Annotated in this window: 20 protein-coding genes; 11 read left to right on the plus strand and 9 right to left on the minus strand. The window is 46.6% G+C overall.

Annotation, left to right across the window (positions count from 1 at the left end):
* Positions 1-21: 21 nt before the first annotated feature.
* The 6 genes from ACY2IG_RS03585 to ACY2IG_RS03610 all read right to left on the minus strand — a co-directional run bounded on the left by ACY2IG_RS03585 (position 22) and on the right by ACY2IG_RS03610 (position 5,644).
* Positions 22-585 (minus strand): TVP38/TMEM64 family protein, encoded by a 564-nt coding sequence (locus tag ACY2IG_RS03585; RefSeq protein WP_462618373.1) that lies wholly within the window; start codon positions 583-585, stop codon positions 22-24.
* Entirely contained in the window at positions 585-1,979 is a 1,395-nt protein-coding gene (locus ACY2IG_RS03590; RefSeq protein ID WP_056063655.1) for a sensor histidine kinase, read from the minus strand. Before ACY2IG_RS03590 ends, ACY2IG_RS03585 begins: the two co-directional genes overlap by 1 nt.
* Positions 1,976-2,659, minus strand: a complete 684-nt coding sequence (locus tag ACY2IG_RS03595) for a response regulator transcription factor (protein ID WP_023467299.1) — start codon at positions 2,657-2,659, stop codon at positions 1,976-1,978. Before ACY2IG_RS03595 ends, ACY2IG_RS03590 begins: the two co-directional genes overlap by 4 nt.
* A gap of 127 nt (positions 2,660-2,786) precedes the next feature.
* The gene (locus tag ACY2IG_RS03600) at positions 2,787-3,347 is read right to left on the minus strand and encodes a GNAT family N-acetyltransferase (RefSeq protein ID WP_023467300.1); all 561 of its coding nucleotides are present in this window, start codon (positions 3,345-3,347) and stop codon (positions 2,787-2,789) included.
* Between the two features lie 230 nt (positions 3,348-3,577).
* On the minus strand, positions 3,578-4,717 hold the full coding sequence (locus ACY2IG_RS03605) for an amidohydrolase (protein ID WP_462618374.1): 1,140 nt from the start codon (positions 4,715-4,717) through the stop codon (positions 3,578-3,580).
* A gap of 18 nt (positions 4,718-4,735) precedes the next feature.
* Entirely contained in the window at positions 4,736-5,644 is a 909-nt protein-coding gene (locus ACY2IG_RS03610; protein WP_462618375.1) for a TIGR01777 family oxidoreductase, read from the minus strand.
* 133 nt (positions 5,645-5,777) lie between these two features.
* Between ACY2IG_RS03610 and ACY2IG_RS03615 the strand changes: the two genes are divergently transcribed.
* The 5 genes from ACY2IG_RS03615 (at position 5,778) to ACY2IG_RS03635 (ending at position 11,367) form a co-directional block, all read left to right on the plus strand.
* Positions 5,778-6,593 (plus strand): RecX family transcriptional regulator, encoded by an 816-nt coding sequence (locus tag ACY2IG_RS03615; RefSeq protein ID WP_462618376.1) that lies wholly within the window; start codon positions 5,778-5,780, stop codon positions 6,591-6,593.
* Positions 6,594-6,914: 321 nt separating this feature from the next.
* The gene (locus ACY2IG_RS03620; RefSeq protein ID WP_308102399.1) at positions 6,915-8,642 is read left to right on the plus strand and encodes an ABC transporter ATP-binding protein; all 1,728 of its coding nucleotides are present in this window, start codon (positions 6,915-6,917) and stop codon (positions 8,640-8,642) included.
* 14 nt (positions 8,643-8,656) lie between these two features.
* On the plus strand, positions 8,657-10,717 hold the full coding sequence (locus ACY2IG_RS03625) for an ABC transporter ATP-binding protein (RefSeq protein WP_462618377.1): 2,061 nt from the start codon (positions 8,657-8,659) through the stop codon (positions 10,715-10,717).
* 60 nt (positions 10,718-10,777) lie between these two features.
* Positions 10,778-11,098 carry a DUF1811 family protein gene (locus ACY2IG_RS03630; protein ID WP_056063669.1) on the plus strand — a complete coding sequence of 107 codons (321 nt, stop codon included), beginning with the start codon at positions 10,778-10,780 and terminating at the stop codon, positions 11,096-11,098.
* The gene (locus ACY2IG_RS03635; RefSeq protein ID WP_053452182.1) at positions 11,095-11,367 is read left to right on the plus strand and encodes a YfhJ family protein; all 273 of its coding nucleotides are present in this window, start codon (positions 11,095-11,097) and stop codon (positions 11,365-11,367) included. Before ACY2IG_RS03630 ends, ACY2IG_RS03635 begins: the two co-directional genes overlap by 4 nt.
* Positions 11,368-11,412: 45 nt before the next feature.
* On the opposite strand, the gene ACY2IG_RS03640 is transcribed toward ACY2IG_RS03635, so the two are convergent.
* Positions 11,413-12,396 (minus strand): metal-dependent hydrolase, encoded by a 984-nt coding sequence (locus ACY2IG_RS03640; RefSeq protein WP_462618378.1) that lies wholly within the window; start codon positions 12,394-12,396, stop codon positions 11,413-11,415.
* Between the two features lie 103 nt (positions 12,397-12,499).
* Between ACY2IG_RS03640 and mutY the strand changes: the two genes are divergently transcribed.
* The 4 genes from mutY to ACY2IG_RS03660 all read left to right on the plus strand — a co-directional run bounded on the left by mutY (position 12,500) and on the right by ACY2IG_RS03660 (position 16,424).
* Complete coding sequence (mutY, locus tag ACY2IG_RS03645) at positions 12,500-13,516, plus strand: A/G-specific adenine glycosylase (RefSeq protein WP_462618379.1); 1,017 nt, start codon at positions 12,500-12,502, stop codon at positions 13,514-13,516.
* The gene (locus ACY2IG_RS03650) at positions 13,516-13,941 is read left to right on the plus strand and encodes a hypothetical protein (protein ID WP_462618380.1); all 426 of its coding nucleotides are present in this window, start codon (positions 13,516-13,518) and stop codon (positions 13,939-13,941) included. The genes mutY and ACY2IG_RS03650 overlap by 1 nt, the downstream gene beginning before the upstream one ends.
* Before the next feature lie 116 nt (positions 13,942-14,057).
* The gene (gene ntdP / locus ACY2IG_RS03655; protein ID WP_023467311.1) at positions 14,058-14,600 is read left to right on the plus strand and encodes a nucleoside tri-diphosphate phosphatase; all 543 of its coding nucleotides are present in this window, start codon (positions 14,058-14,060) and stop codon (positions 14,598-14,600) included.
* Positions 14,601-14,690: 90 nt separating this feature from the next.
* Positions 14,691-16,424 (plus strand): ABC transporter ATP-binding protein, encoded by a 1,734-nt coding sequence (locus tag ACY2IG_RS03660; protein ID WP_462618715.1) that lies wholly within the window; start codon positions 14,691-14,693, stop codon positions 16,422-16,424.
* Between the two features lie 48 nt (positions 16,425-16,472).
* Here ACY2IG_RS03660 and ACY2IG_RS03665 read toward each other — a convergent pair whose 3' ends face one another.
* Complete coding sequence (locus ACY2IG_RS03665; protein ID WP_329470186.1) at positions 16,473-17,771, minus strand: glutamate-1-semialdehyde 2,1-aminomutase; 1,299 nt, start codon at positions 17,769-17,771, stop codon at positions 16,473-16,475.
* A gap of 175 nt (positions 17,772-17,946) precedes the next feature.
* On the opposite strand from ACY2IG_RS03665, the gene perR reads away from it, so the two are divergent.
* The gene (perR, locus tag ACY2IG_RS03670) at positions 17,947-18,369 is read left to right on the plus strand and encodes a peroxide-responsive transcriptional repressor PerR (protein WP_369792039.1); all 423 of its coding nucleotides are present in this window, start codon (positions 17,947-17,949) and stop codon (positions 18,367-18,369) included.
* A 15-nt stretch (positions 18,370-18,384) separates the two neighbouring features.
* Here perR and ACY2IG_RS03675 read toward each other — a convergent pair whose 3' ends face one another.
* On the minus strand, positions 18,385-18,747 hold the full coding sequence (locus ACY2IG_RS03675) for a DUF2614 family zinc ribbon-containing protein (RefSeq protein ID WP_035412738.1): 363 nt from the start codon (positions 18,745-18,747) through the stop codon (positions 18,385-18,387).
* A gap of 114 nt (positions 18,748-18,861) precedes the next feature.
* Between ACY2IG_RS03675 and ACY2IG_RS03680 the strand changes: the two genes are divergently transcribed.
* Positions 18,862-19,731, plus strand: a complete 870-nt coding sequence (locus ACY2IG_RS03680; RefSeq protein WP_290784243.1) for a nucleotidyltransferase-like protein — start codon at positions 18,862-18,864, stop codon at positions 19,729-19,731.
* The last annotated feature ends 254 nt before the right edge of the window (positions 19,732-19,985 follow it).

The following is a 19,985-nucleotide window of genomic DNA, read 5'->3' on the forward strand; positions in this document are numbered from 1 at the left end:
CCTTTCAGACAACCTGTAGTTTTATATCGATGATGCTCGTTTTTGGCGATTACGATAAATCAGATAACCAACGAGTGCCACACCTGCTATCGACCATTGGACGATGGACGAGAATTGCATGAATTGATGGACAGCGAGCACTTCGACTAACATCGCTGGAATTTTTCCAATCGTACTCGCAGTCAGGAAGAGTAAGATGGAAATACCACTAGCAGCACTGACAATGTTGACGATGCCTGACGGGACAAATGGTAACAGCCGTAACAAAATGATCGTCCAAAAAGCTTCATGTCCTTGTTGTGTTTGGAGCTTTTGTTGCAAACGATTGACTCGATCTGGAAGCGGGCGACGAAGGGCATATCGTAGTCCTTTCCGGTAAAGTAGAAACGCACAAACCGCACCTAGGACTTCACCGGTGAAGGAGAGCAATGTGCCCGTCCATAGCCCGAAATAGACAAGATTCGCAGCGGTGACGAACGTACTCGGTAGGATACCAAGTACACTGACGACGACACCAACCAAGACACTAACGAACGGAGCGAACGGTCCGAAGAGTTCAAAGGTTTGGATGACATGTTGTTCCATTATTCGAATTCATCCTCTTCATCCGGAAGAAGCGGTAACTCGATGTGGACGGTCGTTCCTTCTCCAAGAACGGAGTCGAACCGGATCGTCCCATCATGACGATCGATGATGTGTTTTGTGATCGCAAGACCAAGACCGGTTCCGCCATCTTTCCGCGTCCGTGATTTATCGACGCGATAAAAACGTTTCGTCAGTCGATCGAGATGTTCTTCCGGAATGCCTTCTCCTTCGTCCCGGATAAGACAATGCGTCCGATCGCCGATCGTTTCAGTCGATAAGAAGATCTGTTTGCCGGGCGGTGTGTATCGTAAAGCGTTATCGAGTAAATTGCCGAAGACTTGCTCGAGACGGTCTGTATCGCCTAAGACAATTTGATCCGGATCGAGATTCATCACGAACGTGACTCCTTTTGACTGGGCGATCGGTTCCATCCGGTAAATGACATCTTCAAGTACTTGACTGAAGACAAGTGGTTGTTTCGACATCGGATAGGAATCGCGTTCAAGTTGAGCGAGATCGAGCAGATCATTGACGAGACGTTGCAGACGCTCCGTTTCCCGCTCAATGATTTGGTAATACTGCGCACGCTTTTCTTCCTCGAGCGAATCATCCTGCATCATCTCCGTATAGCCACGAATGTAGGAGAGAGGTGTCCGCAATTCATGACTGACGTTCGCGAGGAACTCCTTTCGCTGCTCGTCGACCTCACCGAGCGATTCCGCCATCTTGTTCAATGTTTCTGCGAGTTCTCCGATTTCATCGTCCGATTGAATCGGAATCCGGTAATCAAAGTCACCTTGTGCATAAACAGTCGAGGCGCGCTTCATGTCGATCAACGGACGGATGATCGTGTCGATGATTTGTCGTCCGAAGATGACGAGATTCAAGACGATCAGTCCGATCATGAAGAAGATCATCAGGCGGAGTGGGCGGAATGGTTCACTGATTTGACCGAGTTCCAGATACAAGATCAGCGTACCGACCAGTCGATTGTTTTCGATGATCGGAAATCCAGTCATTAGAATGTCCGTTCCTTCAATCGGATGGGTCCGGCTCGAGACGACAGTCTCGCCATTGCGAAGCTGTTCGATGTCCGCATTCGTCAAAAAACGGAGTCCTGCCGGATTTTTCTTCAGAAAATCGATGAAGAAGACTTTCGATTCCGTCAATTCATTCGTATAAGTCATCCCATCATAAAAAGCACCGGATAGACCTTCGGACTTGTAAATGTTGATTAGCTTTTCCCCACGGTTCAATAAGATATCTTCTTGCGTCTGAAGATAGAACCGGTCGTAGAGATAAAACGTCAGCAGGACAAATAAAATGGCAGAAAAAACGCTTGTAAACCAAATCGTAATCCAAATCCGGCGCCGGATCGTATAGCGCTTAATCATACTTCCTCGAATTTATAACCGATGCCCCAAACTGTTTGAATCGAGCCACCGGCTTCCCCGAGCTTTAAGCGAAGTGTTTTAATATGCGTATCGACCGTCCGTAAGTTACCGATATAATCCGCACCCCAAATTTGATCGAGTAGCTGTTCGCGAGAAAAGACCTTATCATTGTTTTGAGCAAACAGATGCAACAAATCAAATTCCTTACGCGTCAGACTGACCGGCTTGCCATTGACATGGACACTCCGACTTTCAGTGTCGAGTTCAAGCATACCGAGCGTTAAAGTAGCCGATTGATCAACTGTAAAGCGGTGAGAACGACGAAGCGTTGCTTCGATACGAGCAAGTAGTTCTCGGGGACTGAATGGTTTTGTAATATAGTCATCAGCTCCGATTTTCAGACCGTGGATGCGGTCGAGTTCGTCTGAACGTGCCGTCAGCATGATGATCGGAACATTTGAGAACTCACGGATGCGCATACAGGCTGTCAAGCCGTCCATTTCCGGCATCATGACATCGAGTAGAACGAGATGGAATGTATTTTGTTGAATGAGATGGATGGCTTCTTGTCCGTTAGAAGCTGTCATCGTCGTGTAGTGTTCTTTTTCGAGATTCGAGACGAGAAGGTCACGCATTTGTGCTTCGTCATCTACTACGAGAATGTTAAACGATTCTGGCATTAGTCTTCGCTCCATTTCCTGTAGAAGAAAAGGTTTCTTCCATAAAGATGAGTTTTCTTATTTATCATACCATTTCAAACTTTAGAAACGCATGCGTGGACACAAAAAAGCATGAGAGACAAGGCCCTCATGCTTCGAGTTGTTGGTGATCGTATAGTGTTTCGAGTTCCCGACCATGAATGTACATGTGGAAACTAGATTTTGAGACTTCATACAGCGTGAACTGAGTTTCGCCAGCATTCAATTGCTCAAGAAGCGCAGGGCGCAACTCATCCGCACAGAACGCATACGGCAATTTTTCAGCTGCTTTTTGTGACCGAATATTGCTTTTGCGAATTTTCATGAAGACACTCTCATATCCGAGCTCGAAGAACAGCTCAGAGAAGAAGGCTTCTTTCGCTAAATGATTGTATCCTTTACCATGATACGGTTTACCTAACCATGTACCGAGAAACCCATATTGTCCTTCGATATCGAGTAAACTAATCGTACCAATCGGTTGATCAAATTCATCTAGGATGGTACGTGATACGATTTCACCACGTTCTTCCTCTTCGATTGCCTGCTTTGTAGTAAACAGAAATTCATCAAAGTACCGTGTTTTTTGGCGGACGTACGGATATACGTCTTGATGCTGCATCAGTTCGAACAAATCAGCGCAGTCGCTCAGCTCCCGTTGCTTGAGCATACTTCCATTCCTCCTTTTAGGACCGCAAGAATGATTGTCGAAAGCTACCTGTCTGACTCGTTTGAACCGCGCATGGTATGCCTTCTTCAGTTGTCGGATAAGATAATATTACCTTCTTTTTTTAAAATTGCAAGAAAATAATTTTTGTGAAAAAAGATACAAAAACAAGATGTTTTCCGTAAGCGTCTAAAACCCCCGAAAGGTGCAAAAAACACCTGGCGGGGGTGGGGTTAAATCAAGTTCAGTTGAGCGTGTTCAAAAATGATTTTTCCATCGATCATCGTCATGAGCGGCTTCGCTAAATAGTCGAGTGGGAAGTGACTCCACAGGACGAGATCCGCGTCTTTTCCGATCTCAATCGATCCGACCCGATCGTCCACACCAAGCGAACGGGCTGGATGGATCGTGATCGCGCGTAAGGCGACATCGACCGGTAGACCTTCTCGTGCGGCAAGACCAGCACAGAGGTTCAAGTATTGGACAGGCGTGTATGGATGATCGGTCGTAATCGAGATTTCAAGACCATGTTCGTGAAGAGTCCGGTACGTTTCCCATGTCTTATTCTTCAGTTCGATTTTAGACTTTCGCGTAAAGGTTGGTCCGACCGTCACTTTTTCGATCGGTAATTGTTCCATCTCTTTTGCGACGAGATGACCTTCCGTACAATGTTCGATGCGTAAATCAAGATCAAACTCTTCCGCGAAACGGATGGCAGAAAGGATGTCATCTGCTCGATGTGCGTGTACACGGAGCGGCATCTTGTGATCGAGGACCCGTTTGATCATTTGATGGGCGAACGTTTCGGAAACCGGTTGCGTTCGAACTTCAAGAAAAGCTTCGCGCAACATCCCCATGATGCCCATCCGTGTCAGTTCACCAGCACGACCAGCACTATGGACACGCTTTGGGTTTTCACCAAGTGCCACCTTCAGACCCGCATACTTTCGAAGAATCATATCATCGATGAACCGTCCGTGTGTCTTGATGACACTCGTGACGCCGCCGATGATGTTCATGCTGCCTGGCATGACTTGAACGGTCGTGATACCATGTTGAACGGCTTCCTTAAAGCCTTCATCCAGCGGATAGACGCCATCAATGGCACGCAGATGCGGTGTCATTGCAAAAATCGTCTCATTCGCATCATTTCCGACGGTTCCGGTACCTTCGTCATATAATCCAAGGTGTGTATGGGCATCGATGAAACCGGGCAATAAAAAGTGACCTTCTGCTTCAATGACTTGATCGCTTTCTAAATGATCCAGTAATTCGCCGATTTCAATGATTTTCCCATCACGAATGCGGATGTCCCCGTAAAAACTGTCCGAAGTAATCGGATAGATATGTGCATTTCGAATTAAGATATCCAAGTATCGTCCACCCCTGTACTAGTTTGAATGCTCGATTGCTCGTAACGCATCCTTTAGTTCAGCATACCGAAACTTGTATCCGTTTTCGAGCGCTTTTTTCGGGACGACACGAGCTCCTTCTAGTACAATCGTACTCTTTTCACCAAGTGCGAGTTCTAACGCGAAGCGTGGCGCCGGGAGCCAGTGTGGGCGATGTAAGACTTTTCCGATCGTCTGTCCGAAACGACGCATCGTTTCCGGATGAGGAGCAGTGATGTTCAGCGGTCCTTCGACTGTCGGGGTCTCGAGCGCGAATAGGAATAACTCGACTAGATCATCGATGTGGACCCAGGAGACCCATTGTTTACCGTCGCCCATCGTCCCACCGCCAAACAAGACATAAGGGAGACGCATTAACGGATAAGCGCCACCGGATTTCGTCAAGACGACACCAATTCGTGGATGGACGAGTCGAATGCCGGCGTCAGCAATCGGACGAGCAAGGTCTTCCCATGCGACACAGACATGACTTAAGAAGTCAGCAGTCGGTGGAAGGGGTTGATCTTCGGAGAATGTCTGATGCCGATCCTGTCCGTAAATGCCAACCGCAGAAGCAGACAAAACGACATTTGGTTTTGGGTCGAGTGCTTCAACGATCCGGACGAGTTCCTTCGTTGTACTGACGCGACTGTCGAGAATGACACGTTTGCGTTCATCCGTCCAACGTCCATCGTTGATCGAAGCACCAGCAAGATGAATGAATGCATCGACGCCCTCTAAGTGTTGCTCGGGCTTTGCGTCTTCTGTCATCCACTTGATATATGTGATATGCGCATCATTCGCTTTTGGATGACGCGTTAAGATAAAGATGTGATGTCCTTGATCTAGCAAACGCTTCGTCAAGGCTTGACCAATCATACCGGTTCCACCGGTAATCGCAATGTTCATGTAATCCATCCTCCTTGAAATAAGTAAAAGTAGCTTCTTTTCATATGTTCCCATTCCATGGTTTTACTCAAACATAGACCTGCCTGTTCGTGATATCGTAGAACTATCGAGTCAGGTTAGAGGAGGGAATGTAATGAAGATCAAACGGATCTCGACACAGAAAAAGAACAGCGAACGATTTAATATCTATGTCGAGCGTGATGGCAAAGAAGAGTATGCCTTTGCCGTAGACGTCGATATTTTAATCAAATACAATCTGCAACGCGATAAAGAACTCGATGATGACTTCGTCAAGGAAGTATTGACGGCTGAAGAACAGCAGAAAGCATATCGTCTCTCATTGAATCATTTATCGTACCGCATGCGGGCGACGAGTGAAGTCATTGCGTATTTAACGGAAAAAGAGACACCGGAACATGCGATCAAACATGCAATTGAGCGATTGACGGAGCAACGCTATCTGGATGATCAACAGTTCGCACTTGCTTATACAGCGACGAAAAAAGCGACGACACCTCAAGGACCGGGAAAAATTCGTCGTGATCTCGAGGCGCTGAAGATCTCGAAGACAGCAATCGACGAAGCAATCGTAACGTTTACGGGTGAAGAAGAATACGAAAAAGTCCTGAAGTTTTTGCGACAAAAACAAAAAGAGCTTCAACGACGGTCCGTGCGGGAACTGACACAAAAATTACAATTAACGCTTATGCAACGTGGCTTCTCGTCCGATTTGATTAAAGCGGGTATTGAAGAGGTGTTTTTAGCTGAAGAAGGTGACGAAGAAGAACAGGCGGCCCTTTATCAAGCGCGTAAGTATTATCCGAAATATCGACAACTTGAACCGTTCGAGCGTGAACAAAAGGTGAAGCAAGCACTTGTTCGAAAAGGATTTCCATACGGTTTAGCAGCTCAAGTCCTTGAACAAGTCAAAGAAGAAGAAGCAGAATGACGCAATCAAGACGAAAAATTGACAATTATCCGACAATTGTGCTATTCTACGCACAGACTAAGAAAAGGAGGAACCGTCCTATGAAAAAGCCAATTGGTTTCACTCATATCCAACAGCTGAATACGACGGAGACTCTTGAGCGCGTTTAAGTAATTCATTTCATGTGCGAGCAAGGGGATTCGTCTCCCGAGCACGCAGACGAACAAGAAAACAGTATGTCCTTTTCAAGGCATACGGATTCTCGGACTGCATCCGGAAATCCGTATGCCTTTTTGCGTGCTCGGAAAAAGTAGTTCATTTCACAGTAAAGGGGGGACCCTCATGCGTTTATTTAGGCAATTGAGTTGGTTTCTTAAAGAACACAAATCATCGTATCTCGTAGCAGTCGTCTTGTTGATCATCACAGGCTTCATCGATTTAACGCCACCATGGCTGATCGGTAAGGTCATCGATGGTTTACGATCAGGGTCGATGGACCGGACGACACTTTTGCAGTATGTCATCGGATTAACAGCCATTTCTATCGTTTCCTTCCTCTTGACGTATCAATGGTTAGCGAAATTATTTGGAACGGCCTTTTTATTAGAACGGACACTTCGGAGTCGCTTCTTTACGCACTTATTGAAACTGACACCGACGTTTTATCAAAAAAATCGGACAGGAGACTTGATGGCCCTCGCGACGAACGACTTAAAGGCTGTCGAGCGGACAGCCGGATTTGGTGTTTTGACGCTTGTCGACTCGCTGAACATGACAGCGATTACGCTCGTCGTCATGGGTGTCGCGATCGATTGGAAATTGACGCTTGCTGCTTTGTTACCGATGCCGCTCCTTGCCTATGCGATGAATAAGCTCGGGAGTCAGATTCACGGTCGTTTCATCACTGCCCAGGATTCGTTTGGAACGATGAATGACCAAGTCGTCGAGTCGATTTCCGGACTGCGTGTCATCCGCTCGTTCGTACAAGAACCAGTCGACGTCAAACGGTTCGATGATGTCACGACGGATGTTTTTGAGAAAAACATGCACGTCGCAAAAATCGATGTCTTATTTGAACCGATTATCAAGTTACTCGTCGGCTTCAGTTACTTGATCGGCTTATCGTTCGGGACTTATCTCGTCTTTACGAACGACATCACGCTAGGGCAATTGGTTGCCTTTAATATCTATCTCGGGATGCTGATCTGGCCGATGTACGCCTTTGGTGAATTGATCAATGTCATCCAGCGCGGAACAGCAAGTCTTGATCGCTTAGAAGCAACGATGCGAGTCAAACCGTTGATTGTTTCGACACCGCGGGAACACGTCGAACATCCCGAGCGAATCGAGATGAACGATTTGACGTTTACGTATCCAGAGACAGCCCATCCAGTCTTACGCGATTTGAATATTTTGATTGAACAAGGAACAACGATCGGGATCGTCGGACCAACGGGATCCGGGAAAACGACGTTCTTGCGTCAATTCTTACGTGAGTATCCGATTGGACGGGATATGCTGACAGTCAACGGCGTACCGTATGAAGATATTGCGCTAGAGACGGTTCGCGGTTGGACGGGCTATGTGTCACAAGAACATTTACTATTTTCAAAATCTGTTCGGGATAACATTTTGTTTGGTGCAGGTGAAGCGACAGAAGAAGAATTGCAGGAAGCGATTCGTCTCGCATCGTTCGAAAAAGATATCGAGACGCTTGAACAAGGACTTGAGACGATGGTCGGCGAACGTGGTGTGACGTTATCAGGAGGTCAAAAGCAACGTCTGTCGATCGCGCGGGCGATGTTAAAAAAACCAGAATTGCTATTGCTTGATGATTCACTATCAGCGGTAGACGCGAAAACGGAATCACATATCATTGATTCGATTCGATCGAATCGCCACCAATCGACGACATTGATTGTTGCTCATCGTTTATCGGCAGTGGCACATGCGGATGAAATCATCGTCTTACAAGACGGAATGATTTCTGAACGAGGAACACATGACAGCCTGATGGCACAAAATGGCTGGTACGCTCAACAATTCGAGCGACAAAGTGAAGAAATGTAAGGAGGTGCCTCTGCATGAATGAATTGGAATTATATCAACTCGATCCGGCACGTCGGAAGACGACGATCCGTTCGTTAATCCGCTATGCGATGCATGAGAAAAAAGCAATTTTCTTAGGATTGTTTCTACTCGTATTAGCAGTCGGAGCGGAATTGACAGGTCCGTATATCGCCAAAGTCATCATTGATGAACATATCGTTGCGATTGAAAAGGACTGGGTTGAAGTTAAAGCGGACGGTGCGGTCACGTACGACGGTCGTCAGTTCGCCAAAGCACAAGACGTATCTAAAAGTGAAATCGTTCAATCCGTCTCGATCGTCCAAACGGCTAAGGGATACTTGTTCGTACCGAAACAAGTCGTCAGTGGAGGAGAACGGAAAATTAGTGGGAATACGCTGACGGTCACGCGTGGAAACGATGTATACACGTATGACGGTATTCAAAAGCTGACACAAGGGCAGGTCTATGATTTTTATTCAAAGGACTTAAAAGCGATTGGCTGGTTATCGTTGATCTACGTCATTTTGCTGCTTGCAGCAGCTGGTTTGAACTGGATTCAACAAATTTTGCTCCAACGCTCTGCCCATAAAATCATTAAACGGATGCGTCTTGATGTCTTTACGCATCTGCAACGGTTACCGGTCCGTTATTTCGATCAGACGCCAATCGGGAAAATCGTTAGTCGAGTCACGAATGATACGGAGACGATTCGCGATCTTTATCTCGGTGTGCTCGCCCGGGTCTTCTCGGGGATCATCACAATGGCGGGAATTCTCGTCGCGATGTTCTTCCTCGATTATCGATTAGGACTTGTTTCGCTGATCATCATTCCGATCGTCTATTTCTGGATCCAACTGTTCCAGAAACTCGCGACGAAGAATAACTTCAAGGTCCGCTCACTCGTTGCCGACATGAATGGTCAACTGAATGAGAACATCCAGACGATGCCAATCATTCAGGCATATGCACGTGAGAAGGAAGTCCTTGCCGAATTCGAACAAAAGAACGAAGAGAACTATCAGACACGGGCAAAGTTGTTACGACTCGATGCCCTTATGTCACATAATTTGTCTTACTTTTTGAAAAACCTGACGCTCGCCCTATTGATTTGGATCGTCGGTGGGAAAAGTCTGATGAACGGATCGTTTTTATCGCTCGGGATCTTGTATGCGTACATCGATTACGTATCCCGCTTATTCGAACCGGTCACTCAAATCATGAATCAACTATCGCCACTGCAACAAGCACTCGTCTCAGCGGACCGGATGTTCCAGTTGCTCGATGAAAAGGGAGAAGCGGTCGAACAAGGTCGCGTGCCTCGGTTTAAAGGTGCGGTGTCCTTCAAAGACGTCGAATTCAGTTATGAGGCGGGGAATCCCGTATTGCGTGAGATTCAAATCGACGCAGCACCGGGGGCGACGATCGCCCTCGTCGGTCACACGGGTAGCGGGAAAAGCTCCATCATGAACCTACTGATGCGTTTCTATGATCCTTCAAAAGGGCAGTTATTGATTGATGGACAGGACGTGACGACTTTACCGAAACAAGCGGTCCGTGAACATATGGGCATCGTCTTACAGGATCCGTTCCTCTTTACGGGAACGATTCGGTCGAACATCACACTCGGTAATCCTGATATTTCCGAAGAACGGGTACGACAAGCGATCGAAGCCGTCGGCGCGGATCGATTCATTAATCGTTTACCAAACGGACTCGATGAACCGGTCATCGAAAAAGGTGCTACGTTATCAGCGGGTGAACGACAGTTGATCAGCTTTGCTCGTGCACTGGCGTTCGACCCTGCGATCCTAGTTCTTGACGAAGCAACAGCGAGTGTTGACTCGGAAACCGAAGCGGTCATTCAGGATGCTTTATTGACGTTGACGAAAGGACGGACGACGTTCATCATTGCGCACCGTTTATCGACGATCAAGGATGCGGACGAGATTCTTGTTCTCGATCATGGTCAGATCGTCGAGCGAGGACCACATGATGTACTCCTCGCGATGTCCGGGATTTATGCGAAAATGTATGCATTACAAAGTAAGCGGAATCTAGAATTGAAATCAAGCTAATCCATCCAGTTTCTCCTCCTTTTCGTTTATACTGAAAAACGAAGAGGGGGAGTTTTTGTAATGGAGACACGGATGAGTCAATTATCGAAATACGAGCTTGAGATGTTGATCACGAAATTAAGTGAACAAAAACGAAAAGCGGAGCAACACGGGAATGTCAGTGAAGTGGAGGTCGTAACGCGAAAAATCGCCATTGCGAAAAGTTATTTGATCGATCCGAAACGATTCGAACGGGGAGCCTTTTACCGAATTGAAGGAGAAGAGGCGCGATTTGAGTTACACTTCGTCAATGGCGTCATGGGCTGGGGACATTTTGAAGGAACTGCTCAAGAAGTCGCGATTCCGCTCGCATTATTCACAGGAGAGGGGGAGCAGGCATGACGAATCGAGAACAAGCTCTTCAGCAACTGGCTGAAGAATTACTACAAGTAAACGACGTACTGACGCCCGACGAGGCATTAACATGGGTCGAAGTCTTATGGGAAGATTTCGAAGCAACACTCGCGCGCGCAGGTGAGAAGTATCAAGGTGAAGCCGTTGCGGTTCATTTCGTCGAGCAACAGATTAAACAGCATGGGGCGATGTTACACCGGTTTAATACGACGAACGAAAAATTCAAACATTTGATGACAGGTCGAAACGTCGAATGAAAAAAGCTCCGCACATCGGGATTTCCGTTGCGCGGAGCTTTGTCTTTATAATGCAGGGATGAACAGTTTTTTCTGCAAGGTTCGTTCGCTAAATACCCAGCCGGTATAGGAGCTGACGATTTCTTGTGTAGCAGCGTCGATTCTGACGACGGCAACGAATGGATAGACTTCCTTCGTGAAATAACGCAGGTTGGTGAAGCGGTATTCGACAATGCCATCTTTTCGTGAGACCGTATACGTATGAATCTTCGAGAACTCAAGAAATGCTTGCAAGTCCGCGTTTTGTTTAACAATTTCGTACAAGGCGTCACCATGCGGTTCGTCCTTGATCCGGAAGTTTCCGCATTCGATGACGGTTCCACTGTTGATCTTAACGACGGAATACTCATCGCGTAAACGTGCTGCGACATGCCACTCATCCCATTTCATGCCAGGTGAGATGAAAAGCTTGTGTGCGCCACGATAATATCGCGCTGCGGTCGCAAGCGCGTCATTTCGCAACTTGAATTGAACAGCGTAGTAAATGATGACGATGGCAATCAAAATCGGGAAGATGACGATCGTCGCTTTCGTCAATAACCAAATCCCGAACGCGGCATAATACATCGTGAACAGATACGGATCAAATGTGTTGATGACACCCCAACCAATCCAGGATTTTTTGAACGGGTGTAAGGCTTGTGTTCCGTAAGCGTTAAACAGATCGACGAAGACATGAAGAGCGACAGCGATCTGTGCCATCAGCCATAATGAAGTCGAAGGTACACCGAATAACGTGCCGATGACGATCGAAAGTAATAACGGCCAGGCGAGTAAGGCGATCAATCCGTGTGATTTTCCGCGGTGTTGGCGCAAATAGGCGCTGTTTCCTTTAAACTTAAAGACAGTGTCGAAGTCTGGGGCGTGTGAGCCGACGAGCGCCGTCGTCGTCACGGCAGCAAACATCGTCGTGCTCGCTGCGACGTCAGGGTGTAGCGTCGAGATGGCGGCGAGACAAAGTCCCATGCCGATATGCGTACCAGTATCCAATGCGAATTCGCTCCTTCTATGAAATCGTGATGGTGAATCCATCGTGGTTCTGCCGAGTAATTTTTAATTAATATATCGTATCCAAGAGAAAAGAGGTAACCTTTTGACTGTCGTTCAAGAATATTTCACAAACTTTAATAAAACACAATTTACCACAGAACTAATTACCTGGTTCCTTCGTGAACAGCGAGATCTCCCGTGGCGAAGAACCAAAAACCCGTATCATATCTGGATTAGTGAAATCATGCTCCAACAAACGCGCGTCGACACAGTTATTCCGTATTATGAGCGCTTCACGAAACGTTTTCCGACACCGCATGATTTAGCAGAGGCGGATCAAAGTGAAGTCCTGAAGCATTGGGAAGGCTTAGGGTACTATTCCCGTGTCAAGAATCTTCAAATCGCGGTTCAAGAAGTTGTTGAAAAATATGATGGAATCGTGCCCGATGAAAAGGAATTGTTCAGTCAGCTGAAAGGCGTCGGTCCGTACACGACAGGAGCCGTTCTATCGATTGCTTATGGACAAGCAGAACCAGCAGTAGACGGGAACGTGATGCGCGTTCTTTCGCGTGTGCTTGGAATCTATGAGGATATCGCTGCACCGAAGACGCGGAAATTGTTTGAAGCGGCGGTGCATCAATTGATTGATCCGGCTGATCCGTCAAGCTTCAATCAAGGTCTGATGGAACTCGGGGCGATGGTCTGTACGCCGAAGTCACCGATGTGTCGGCTCTGTCCTGTTCAAGACGTTTGTTTCGCATACGACCGAAATGCACAGGAAGAATTGCCTGTGAAGACGAAGAAAGGAAAGACGCAAATTATTCCATATGATGCTCTTGTTTATGAAGCAGACGGAAAAATCGCAATTGAACAACGGGCGGAGACCGGTTTGCTTGCTGGCATGTGGCAATACCCACTTCGAGAAGCAGAAGAAGAGCGTGACGGAACGCTTATCGGGCATGTTCGACACATCTTTTCGCACCGGATTTGGGAGATTGCTGTCTATCGCGTGACGGAACAGCCGGACCAGACGATACTAGTTGATCAGGAAACGTATGCGACGCATCCGATATCTGTCGCCCAAATGAAGATTGATCGACTATTAAAGGGGGAGATCTAATGCATACTTTTCGATTTGAGACGCGTGTCGATACATCAAAGAAGCAAGCGTGGGATTTTTTAAGTGATGCCAAGGCATTGAGTCGATTGACGGTATTTCCGCAAGTGAAGACGTCGGGTGATACACGGACGCGAGCCGGGAACACGATTCGTCTACGTGTCGGAATTTCACCACTATTTGTCTCGTGGACGTCGTGGATTCCTTTCGTAGAAGAATATGTCTTCGTCGATGTCGGTACAAAAGTGCCGTATCCGTTTCGCGCCTGGTGCCACGTCCACCGAGTCGAAGAACGTGAATCTGGTGTCTATTTCATGGATGAAGTGACGTATGCTTCCTTCTTACCAGCTTTCGTCATTGAAGCATTCATCTTAAAACCGATGTTCAAACAGCGAAAAAATGCGATTTTGAATCACTTTCAAGGCTGAATTCCGTCATTTTTCTGAAAAAATACCCTTTCGTTTTTCATGTGTTCTGAAAATGGGTATAATAAGCACGAGAGTATAACAGAATGGAAGAAAAACGCTTTAGAAAGGAGTAGCACATGAGTCGATTCCCAAAAGAAAGTAGCAAGATTGAGATTCAAAGTTTCAAACATAACGGGAGCTTACACAGAGTTTGGGAAGAAACGCTCGTGCTGAAATCGACGGAAGAAGAATTGATTGGGTTCAATGATCGCATCATGGTCAGTGAATCGGATGGTCGTCAGTGGCGAACGCGAGAGCCTGCAATCTGTTATTTTTCAACAGAACTCTGGTTCAATGTCATTTGCATGATTCGGGAGGATGGCATTTATTACTACTGTAACCTCGGATCCCCTTCTACGTTCGATGAGAAAGATCGAGCAGTCAAGTACATTGATTATGATTTAGATATCAAAGTATATCCGGATATGTCCTACATGATCCTCGATGAGGACGAATATGAGAAACATCGCCGCGAGATGAATTATCCGAAGGCGATCGATCGTATTTTGAAAGACAATGTCCAAATCCTGATTCAGTGGATTCGTAGTCGCAAGGGTCCATTTAACCCGGCTTTTGTGGATATGTGGTATCGTGAATATGAAACAAGATATCGGAGATGATGGTTCGCCATCGTCTTTTTTTAGTTGAAGGAAGTGAAACATGTGGCAACACAAGCAAAACGTAAGAAACAAGGCTCGATTCGTCGGTATATGGCGTTCGTCAAGCCGTATCAAAAACAGATCCTCTTGACGGTCTTCGTCGGGATCATCAAGTTCTCGATCCCACTCGGACTTCCATTGTTGTATAAGTACATCATCGACCATATCCTAACTGGGAACACGATGCCGATGGCGGAAAAAAGTAAGCAATTGGCATATTTGATCGGAGCAGGTGTCTTCATCTTCTTGATCGTCAAGCCGCCGCTTGAATACGTTCGCCAATATCTCGCACAATGGTCAGCGTCGAAGATTCTATTTGACGTACGGAACCGATTGTTTGATCATGTTCAGAAATTGTCGCTTCGTTTTTATTCGAATACGAAAACCGGAGAAGTCATTTCGCGGATCATCAATGATGTCGAGCAGACGAAAGACTTCGTCGTCACAGGATTAATGAATCTATGGCTTGATATGATCACGATTTTTATTGCCATTGCCATCATGTGGACAATTGATCCGAAGTTGACGCTTGTCGCCATCATTCCTTTACCCTTCTATGCCCTCGCCGTTAAGTTCTTTTACGGTCGCTTACGTGGATTGACACGGGAACGCTCGGCAGCACTTGCGGAGCTACAAGGTCATTTAACAGAACGGGTCAACGGCATGGCGGTCATCCGTAGTTTTGCACTGGAACCACACGAAAACAAAGCGTTCAAACATCAAAATGATGGGTTCTTAAAAGCAGCGCTTCGTCAAACGAACTGGAATGCGCGGACATACGTCGTCGTCTCGACAATTACGGACTTCGCCCCGATTCTGATCTTCGGAACGGCAGCTTTCTTCGTCTTGAACGGACATGTGACACTTGGGACGATGGTTGCGTTCATTGGCTACATCGATCGCCTCTATGCACCGCTCGGTCGTCTCGTCAACTCCTCAACGACATTGACACAGTCGATCGCTTCGATGGATCGGATGTTCGAGTTTTTAGATGAGCCGTATGACATTACGGAAAAACCGAATGCGCGCGAACCGAAAGATGTCCGAGGGAACGTTCAGTTCGAAGACATCAGCTTTGCTTATGAAGAAGGTGGTGAGCTGGCGATTGATCGCTTAACGCTTGACGTACAGGCAGGCGAACGGATTGCTTTCGTCGGAATGTCAGGTGGTGGGAAATCAACGCTCGTCAGTCTAATTCCGCGCTTTTATGATGTGTCTGCCGGTCGGATCACGCTTGACGGCGTTGACATCCGTAACTTGAAGTTGCGTGGTCTTCGTGATCAGATCGGGATGGTCATGCAGGAATCGATTCTCTTCAGTGAATCAGTCCAGATGAACATCAAGATGGGGAATCCGGAGGCGACGGACGAGGAAGTCATCGCAGCGGCAAAAGCAGCGAATGCCCACGAATTCATCGAACGATTACCAAACGGTTATCATACGCCGGTCGGAGAACGAGGCGTCAAGTTATCGGGTGGTCAAAAACAACGTCTTGCGATTGCGCGGGTCTTCTTGAAGAATCCGCCGATTCTGATCTTGGATGAGGCGACGAGTGCGCTCGATTTAGAGAGCGAAGCGATGATTCAAGATTCGTTAGCGCGTCTTGCGAAAGGGCGGACAACGTTTACTGTCGCGCACCGTTTATCAACGATTACCGATGCCGATAAGATTGTCGTCATTGAAAATGGTCAGATTACGGAAATTGGCACACACGAAGTTCTCATGCAAAAACGAGGCGCTTATTTTGAACTGTATGCCATTCAAAATCTGGAACTCGTCGAATAACAAAAAACAGCGCCCCTTGCGAGGGCGCTGCTTTTTTAGTGAAGAGACTTAAAGTCGAGCAAAGGCACGATCGACTGCTGCGATCGTCTCATTGATGTCGGCTTCCGTATGTTCTGTCGTCAGGAACCACGCTTCGTATTTTGAAGGAGCAAGGTTGACGCCTTCTTCCAGCATCAACTTGAAGAAGCGACCAAACATTTCACTGTCCGCACGTTCTGCACCGTCATAGTCGATGACTGTTTCATCCGTGAAGTAGACAGTCATGGCACCTTTTAGACGGTTGATCGTAATCGTGACGTCATGACGTTTTGCTGCTTCAAGTACACCTTGTTCGAGTAGGGCACCAAGGTGATCGAGTTGTTCATAAACGCCAGGTTGCTCAAGTAGTTCAAGACAAGCGATACCGGCAGCCATCGATGCCGGGTTCCCTGCCATCGTACCTGCTTGATAGGCTGGACCGAGTGGCGCGACATGTTCCATGATTTCCTTGCGACCGCCATAAGCACCAATCGGTAAACCACCACCGATGATTTTCCCGAGCGCCGTCATATCAGGGCGGATATTGAGTAGTTCTTGTGCACTGCCGTATGTGAAGCGGAATGCAGTGATGACTTCATCGTAAATAACAAGTGCACCGTGAGCATGCGTAATTTCGTTGACCGCAGCAAGGAATCCAGGTTGCGGTTCGACGATACCGAAGTTTCCGACGATCGGTTCAACGAGTACACAAGCGACTTGATCGCCCCATTGTTCCATGATTTGACGGTACGATTCAATATCATTGAACGGTGTCGTAATAACTTCTTTTGCCGTCGCTTTCGTGACACCTGCTGAATCGGGAGAACCAAGTGTCGCTGGACCACTTCCTGCTGCGATCAGCATCAAATCCGAGTGACCGTGGTAACAGCCACTGAACTTCACGACAAGCTCACGACCTGTATATGCTCGTGCGACGCGAATCGTCGTCATGACGGCTTCCGTTCCGGAGTTCGTAAAACGTACTTTTTCAAGCGAAGGAATCGCTTTTTGTAGTTTATGTGCAAAGTCGATTTCTAGACGGTGGGGCGTGCCATAAAGAAGACCGTTCTGGGCAGCGTGTGTGATCGCTTCCGTAATGTGGGGGTGACCGTGTCCTGTGATGATCGGACCGTAGGCCGCTAAGTAATCAATGTAGCGATTGCCATCGACATCATAAAAGTAAGCACCTTTTCCGCTTTCCATATAGACAGGTGCACCGCCGCCGACAGCTTTGAATGAACGGGATGGGCTGTTGACGCCACCAACGATACACTCTTGTGCGATTTCATATAACGCCTCTGAAGTAGGGCGAGTAGTGTGAGTAGACATGAGGATTCCTCCAATCGATGATTCGTGAAAAATATCACGATATGATTGTATCATGGACGTCAAATCCGGTGCAGAGCCGTTGACGGAATGACTTTTTGTAGGTAGACTAATTATAAAGATTATAATCTGATAATCAATGAAAGATAGAAATGAGGGGATGGACGTGGCTAACGAAATGCTGGATGACGCCGTGAAGTCGCTTCGGGAATCAGGCGTTCGAATGACACCACAACGTCACGCGATTTTAGAATATCTGACGACGGGACACACACATCCGACAGCGGATGAGATTTATCGTGCACTCGAACATCGATTTCCAAATATGAGTGTGGCGACTGTATATAATAACTTACGCGTTTTTCGAGAAAAGGGAATCGTTGAGGAAATGAACTACGGAGACGCTTCAAGTCGCTTCGATTTCGTTACGACACGCCATTACCACATGATCTGTGAGAACTGCGGAAAGATCGTTGATTTCAATTATCCTGTGCTCGATGATGTCGAAACGGTAGCGGCTCATTTAACAGGTTTCAAAGTCGATCGTCATCGACTAGAGGTGTATGGAACTTGCCCGGACTGTCAATCGAATGTCCAATAAAAAAACGAGCTGCCCTTAGCGGGGAGCTCGTTTATTGTGTTTATTGTACTTTTCGTCAAATTCTTTTCCTTCGAGAGAAGGATCCATCGTCAATGGTTCGTCACAATGCATACATAAGTCAACGCGACCAAGGACTTTTGTCTCTTTTCCACAATTCGGACAAGTAACGACAGCTGCCTTCGTTGATGTTAGACCAATCAAGAAGTAGAGTGCCGTACTGGCGAGGACCATGACGAAACCGAGAAGCATGAGTAAGACCATGATGATCTCAAATCGTTTAAGTAATAGACCGCCGTACATGACGAGCATACCGCCGAATACGAGGAACATTGCTAAGTTTCGCGCGCGGTTTATTTTATTTTTTCGTTGTTTTTTCAAGTGAATTCCCCCTGTTGTCAGTCTAGCATAAGATGCGGGATTGCCTGAAGAAGGAAAGCTTGTTTTTTTGTCGAAAATGGTAACGACGAGTTCGTATAGAAGGGTGAGAAGTAAATGGAACAAGCAACACGAACGATTTATTCGGAATACGCGGCTTATCGTGAAACTCAAGGAATCATTGCGGTTGAAAAACGACAACCACGGGATTCTCTGACAGATCAATTTGATACACTTCTTGTTGTCATCACAAGAGATCCGGAAGTCGAATGGACGATTAAACATTACCGATTGAATACGTTGAAAGTATCTTTACATCTTGTACACGAGGATGTGTTATCGCGTTGGATTTTATTGAATGCCAATCGACGTGCGATTCATTGGATTACAGAAGGAACGATCGTATTCGAACGAAACGATTACTTAGTTGACTTAAAAAGACAACTACTCGATTTTCCTGATGAGGAACGACATTTACAGATGACGATTTCCTTTGCTAAATTGTTGCGTCGTTTCCAAGATGGGAGAAACTTGTTTAGTCGCGGACATCATTATGATGCCTATACACATGTCCATCATGCGTTGCATCACCTGGCACGGTTATCCGTCCTCGAAAAAGGAAAACATCCTGAAACGGTCGTTTGGGAACAGGCGCGACTCGATGACCCAGATGTCTATAAACTATACGAGCAATTATTGATGAGTGAAGAGACGCTAGATCAACGTATTCATCTTGCTTTGATAGGGCTTGAGCACCTTTTGCAGTCCAAGGTTTTATCGGGAGGACGCTATTTATTCGAAATTATGCGTGAACGGACGGATCCTTGGACGATGTATGAATTGATGGAAGAAGAACGACTGCAAGAAGTTAAAGTAGATTTGAGCAGCTTAATCGATTTCTTCATGCGAAAAGGTTTGATTCGTATCTCATATCAAACGACTAAAGGGGCGGGAGTCGAACTCGTGACGTATGAGCCGGTCGTATGACGATCGGCTTTACTTTTTCCTAGAATTGTTTTTGCTATATATAGAAGAAAAAAGATTTCAAAAGTTTTTTTAGAAAAACTATTGACGGTATTATACCGAGATAGTATATTAATACATGTCGACAGGGCAACACGCGCTGGACGGTGACAGGGAATAAAAAAGATTTCAAAAAAGGATTGACGCTTAAGTTATTCCGTGATATCTTATTAAAGTCGCTGAAAACGACACGACGAACTTTGAAAACTGAACGATGA

Source organism: Exiguobacterium sp. EF_C8 (assembly GCF_054956715.1).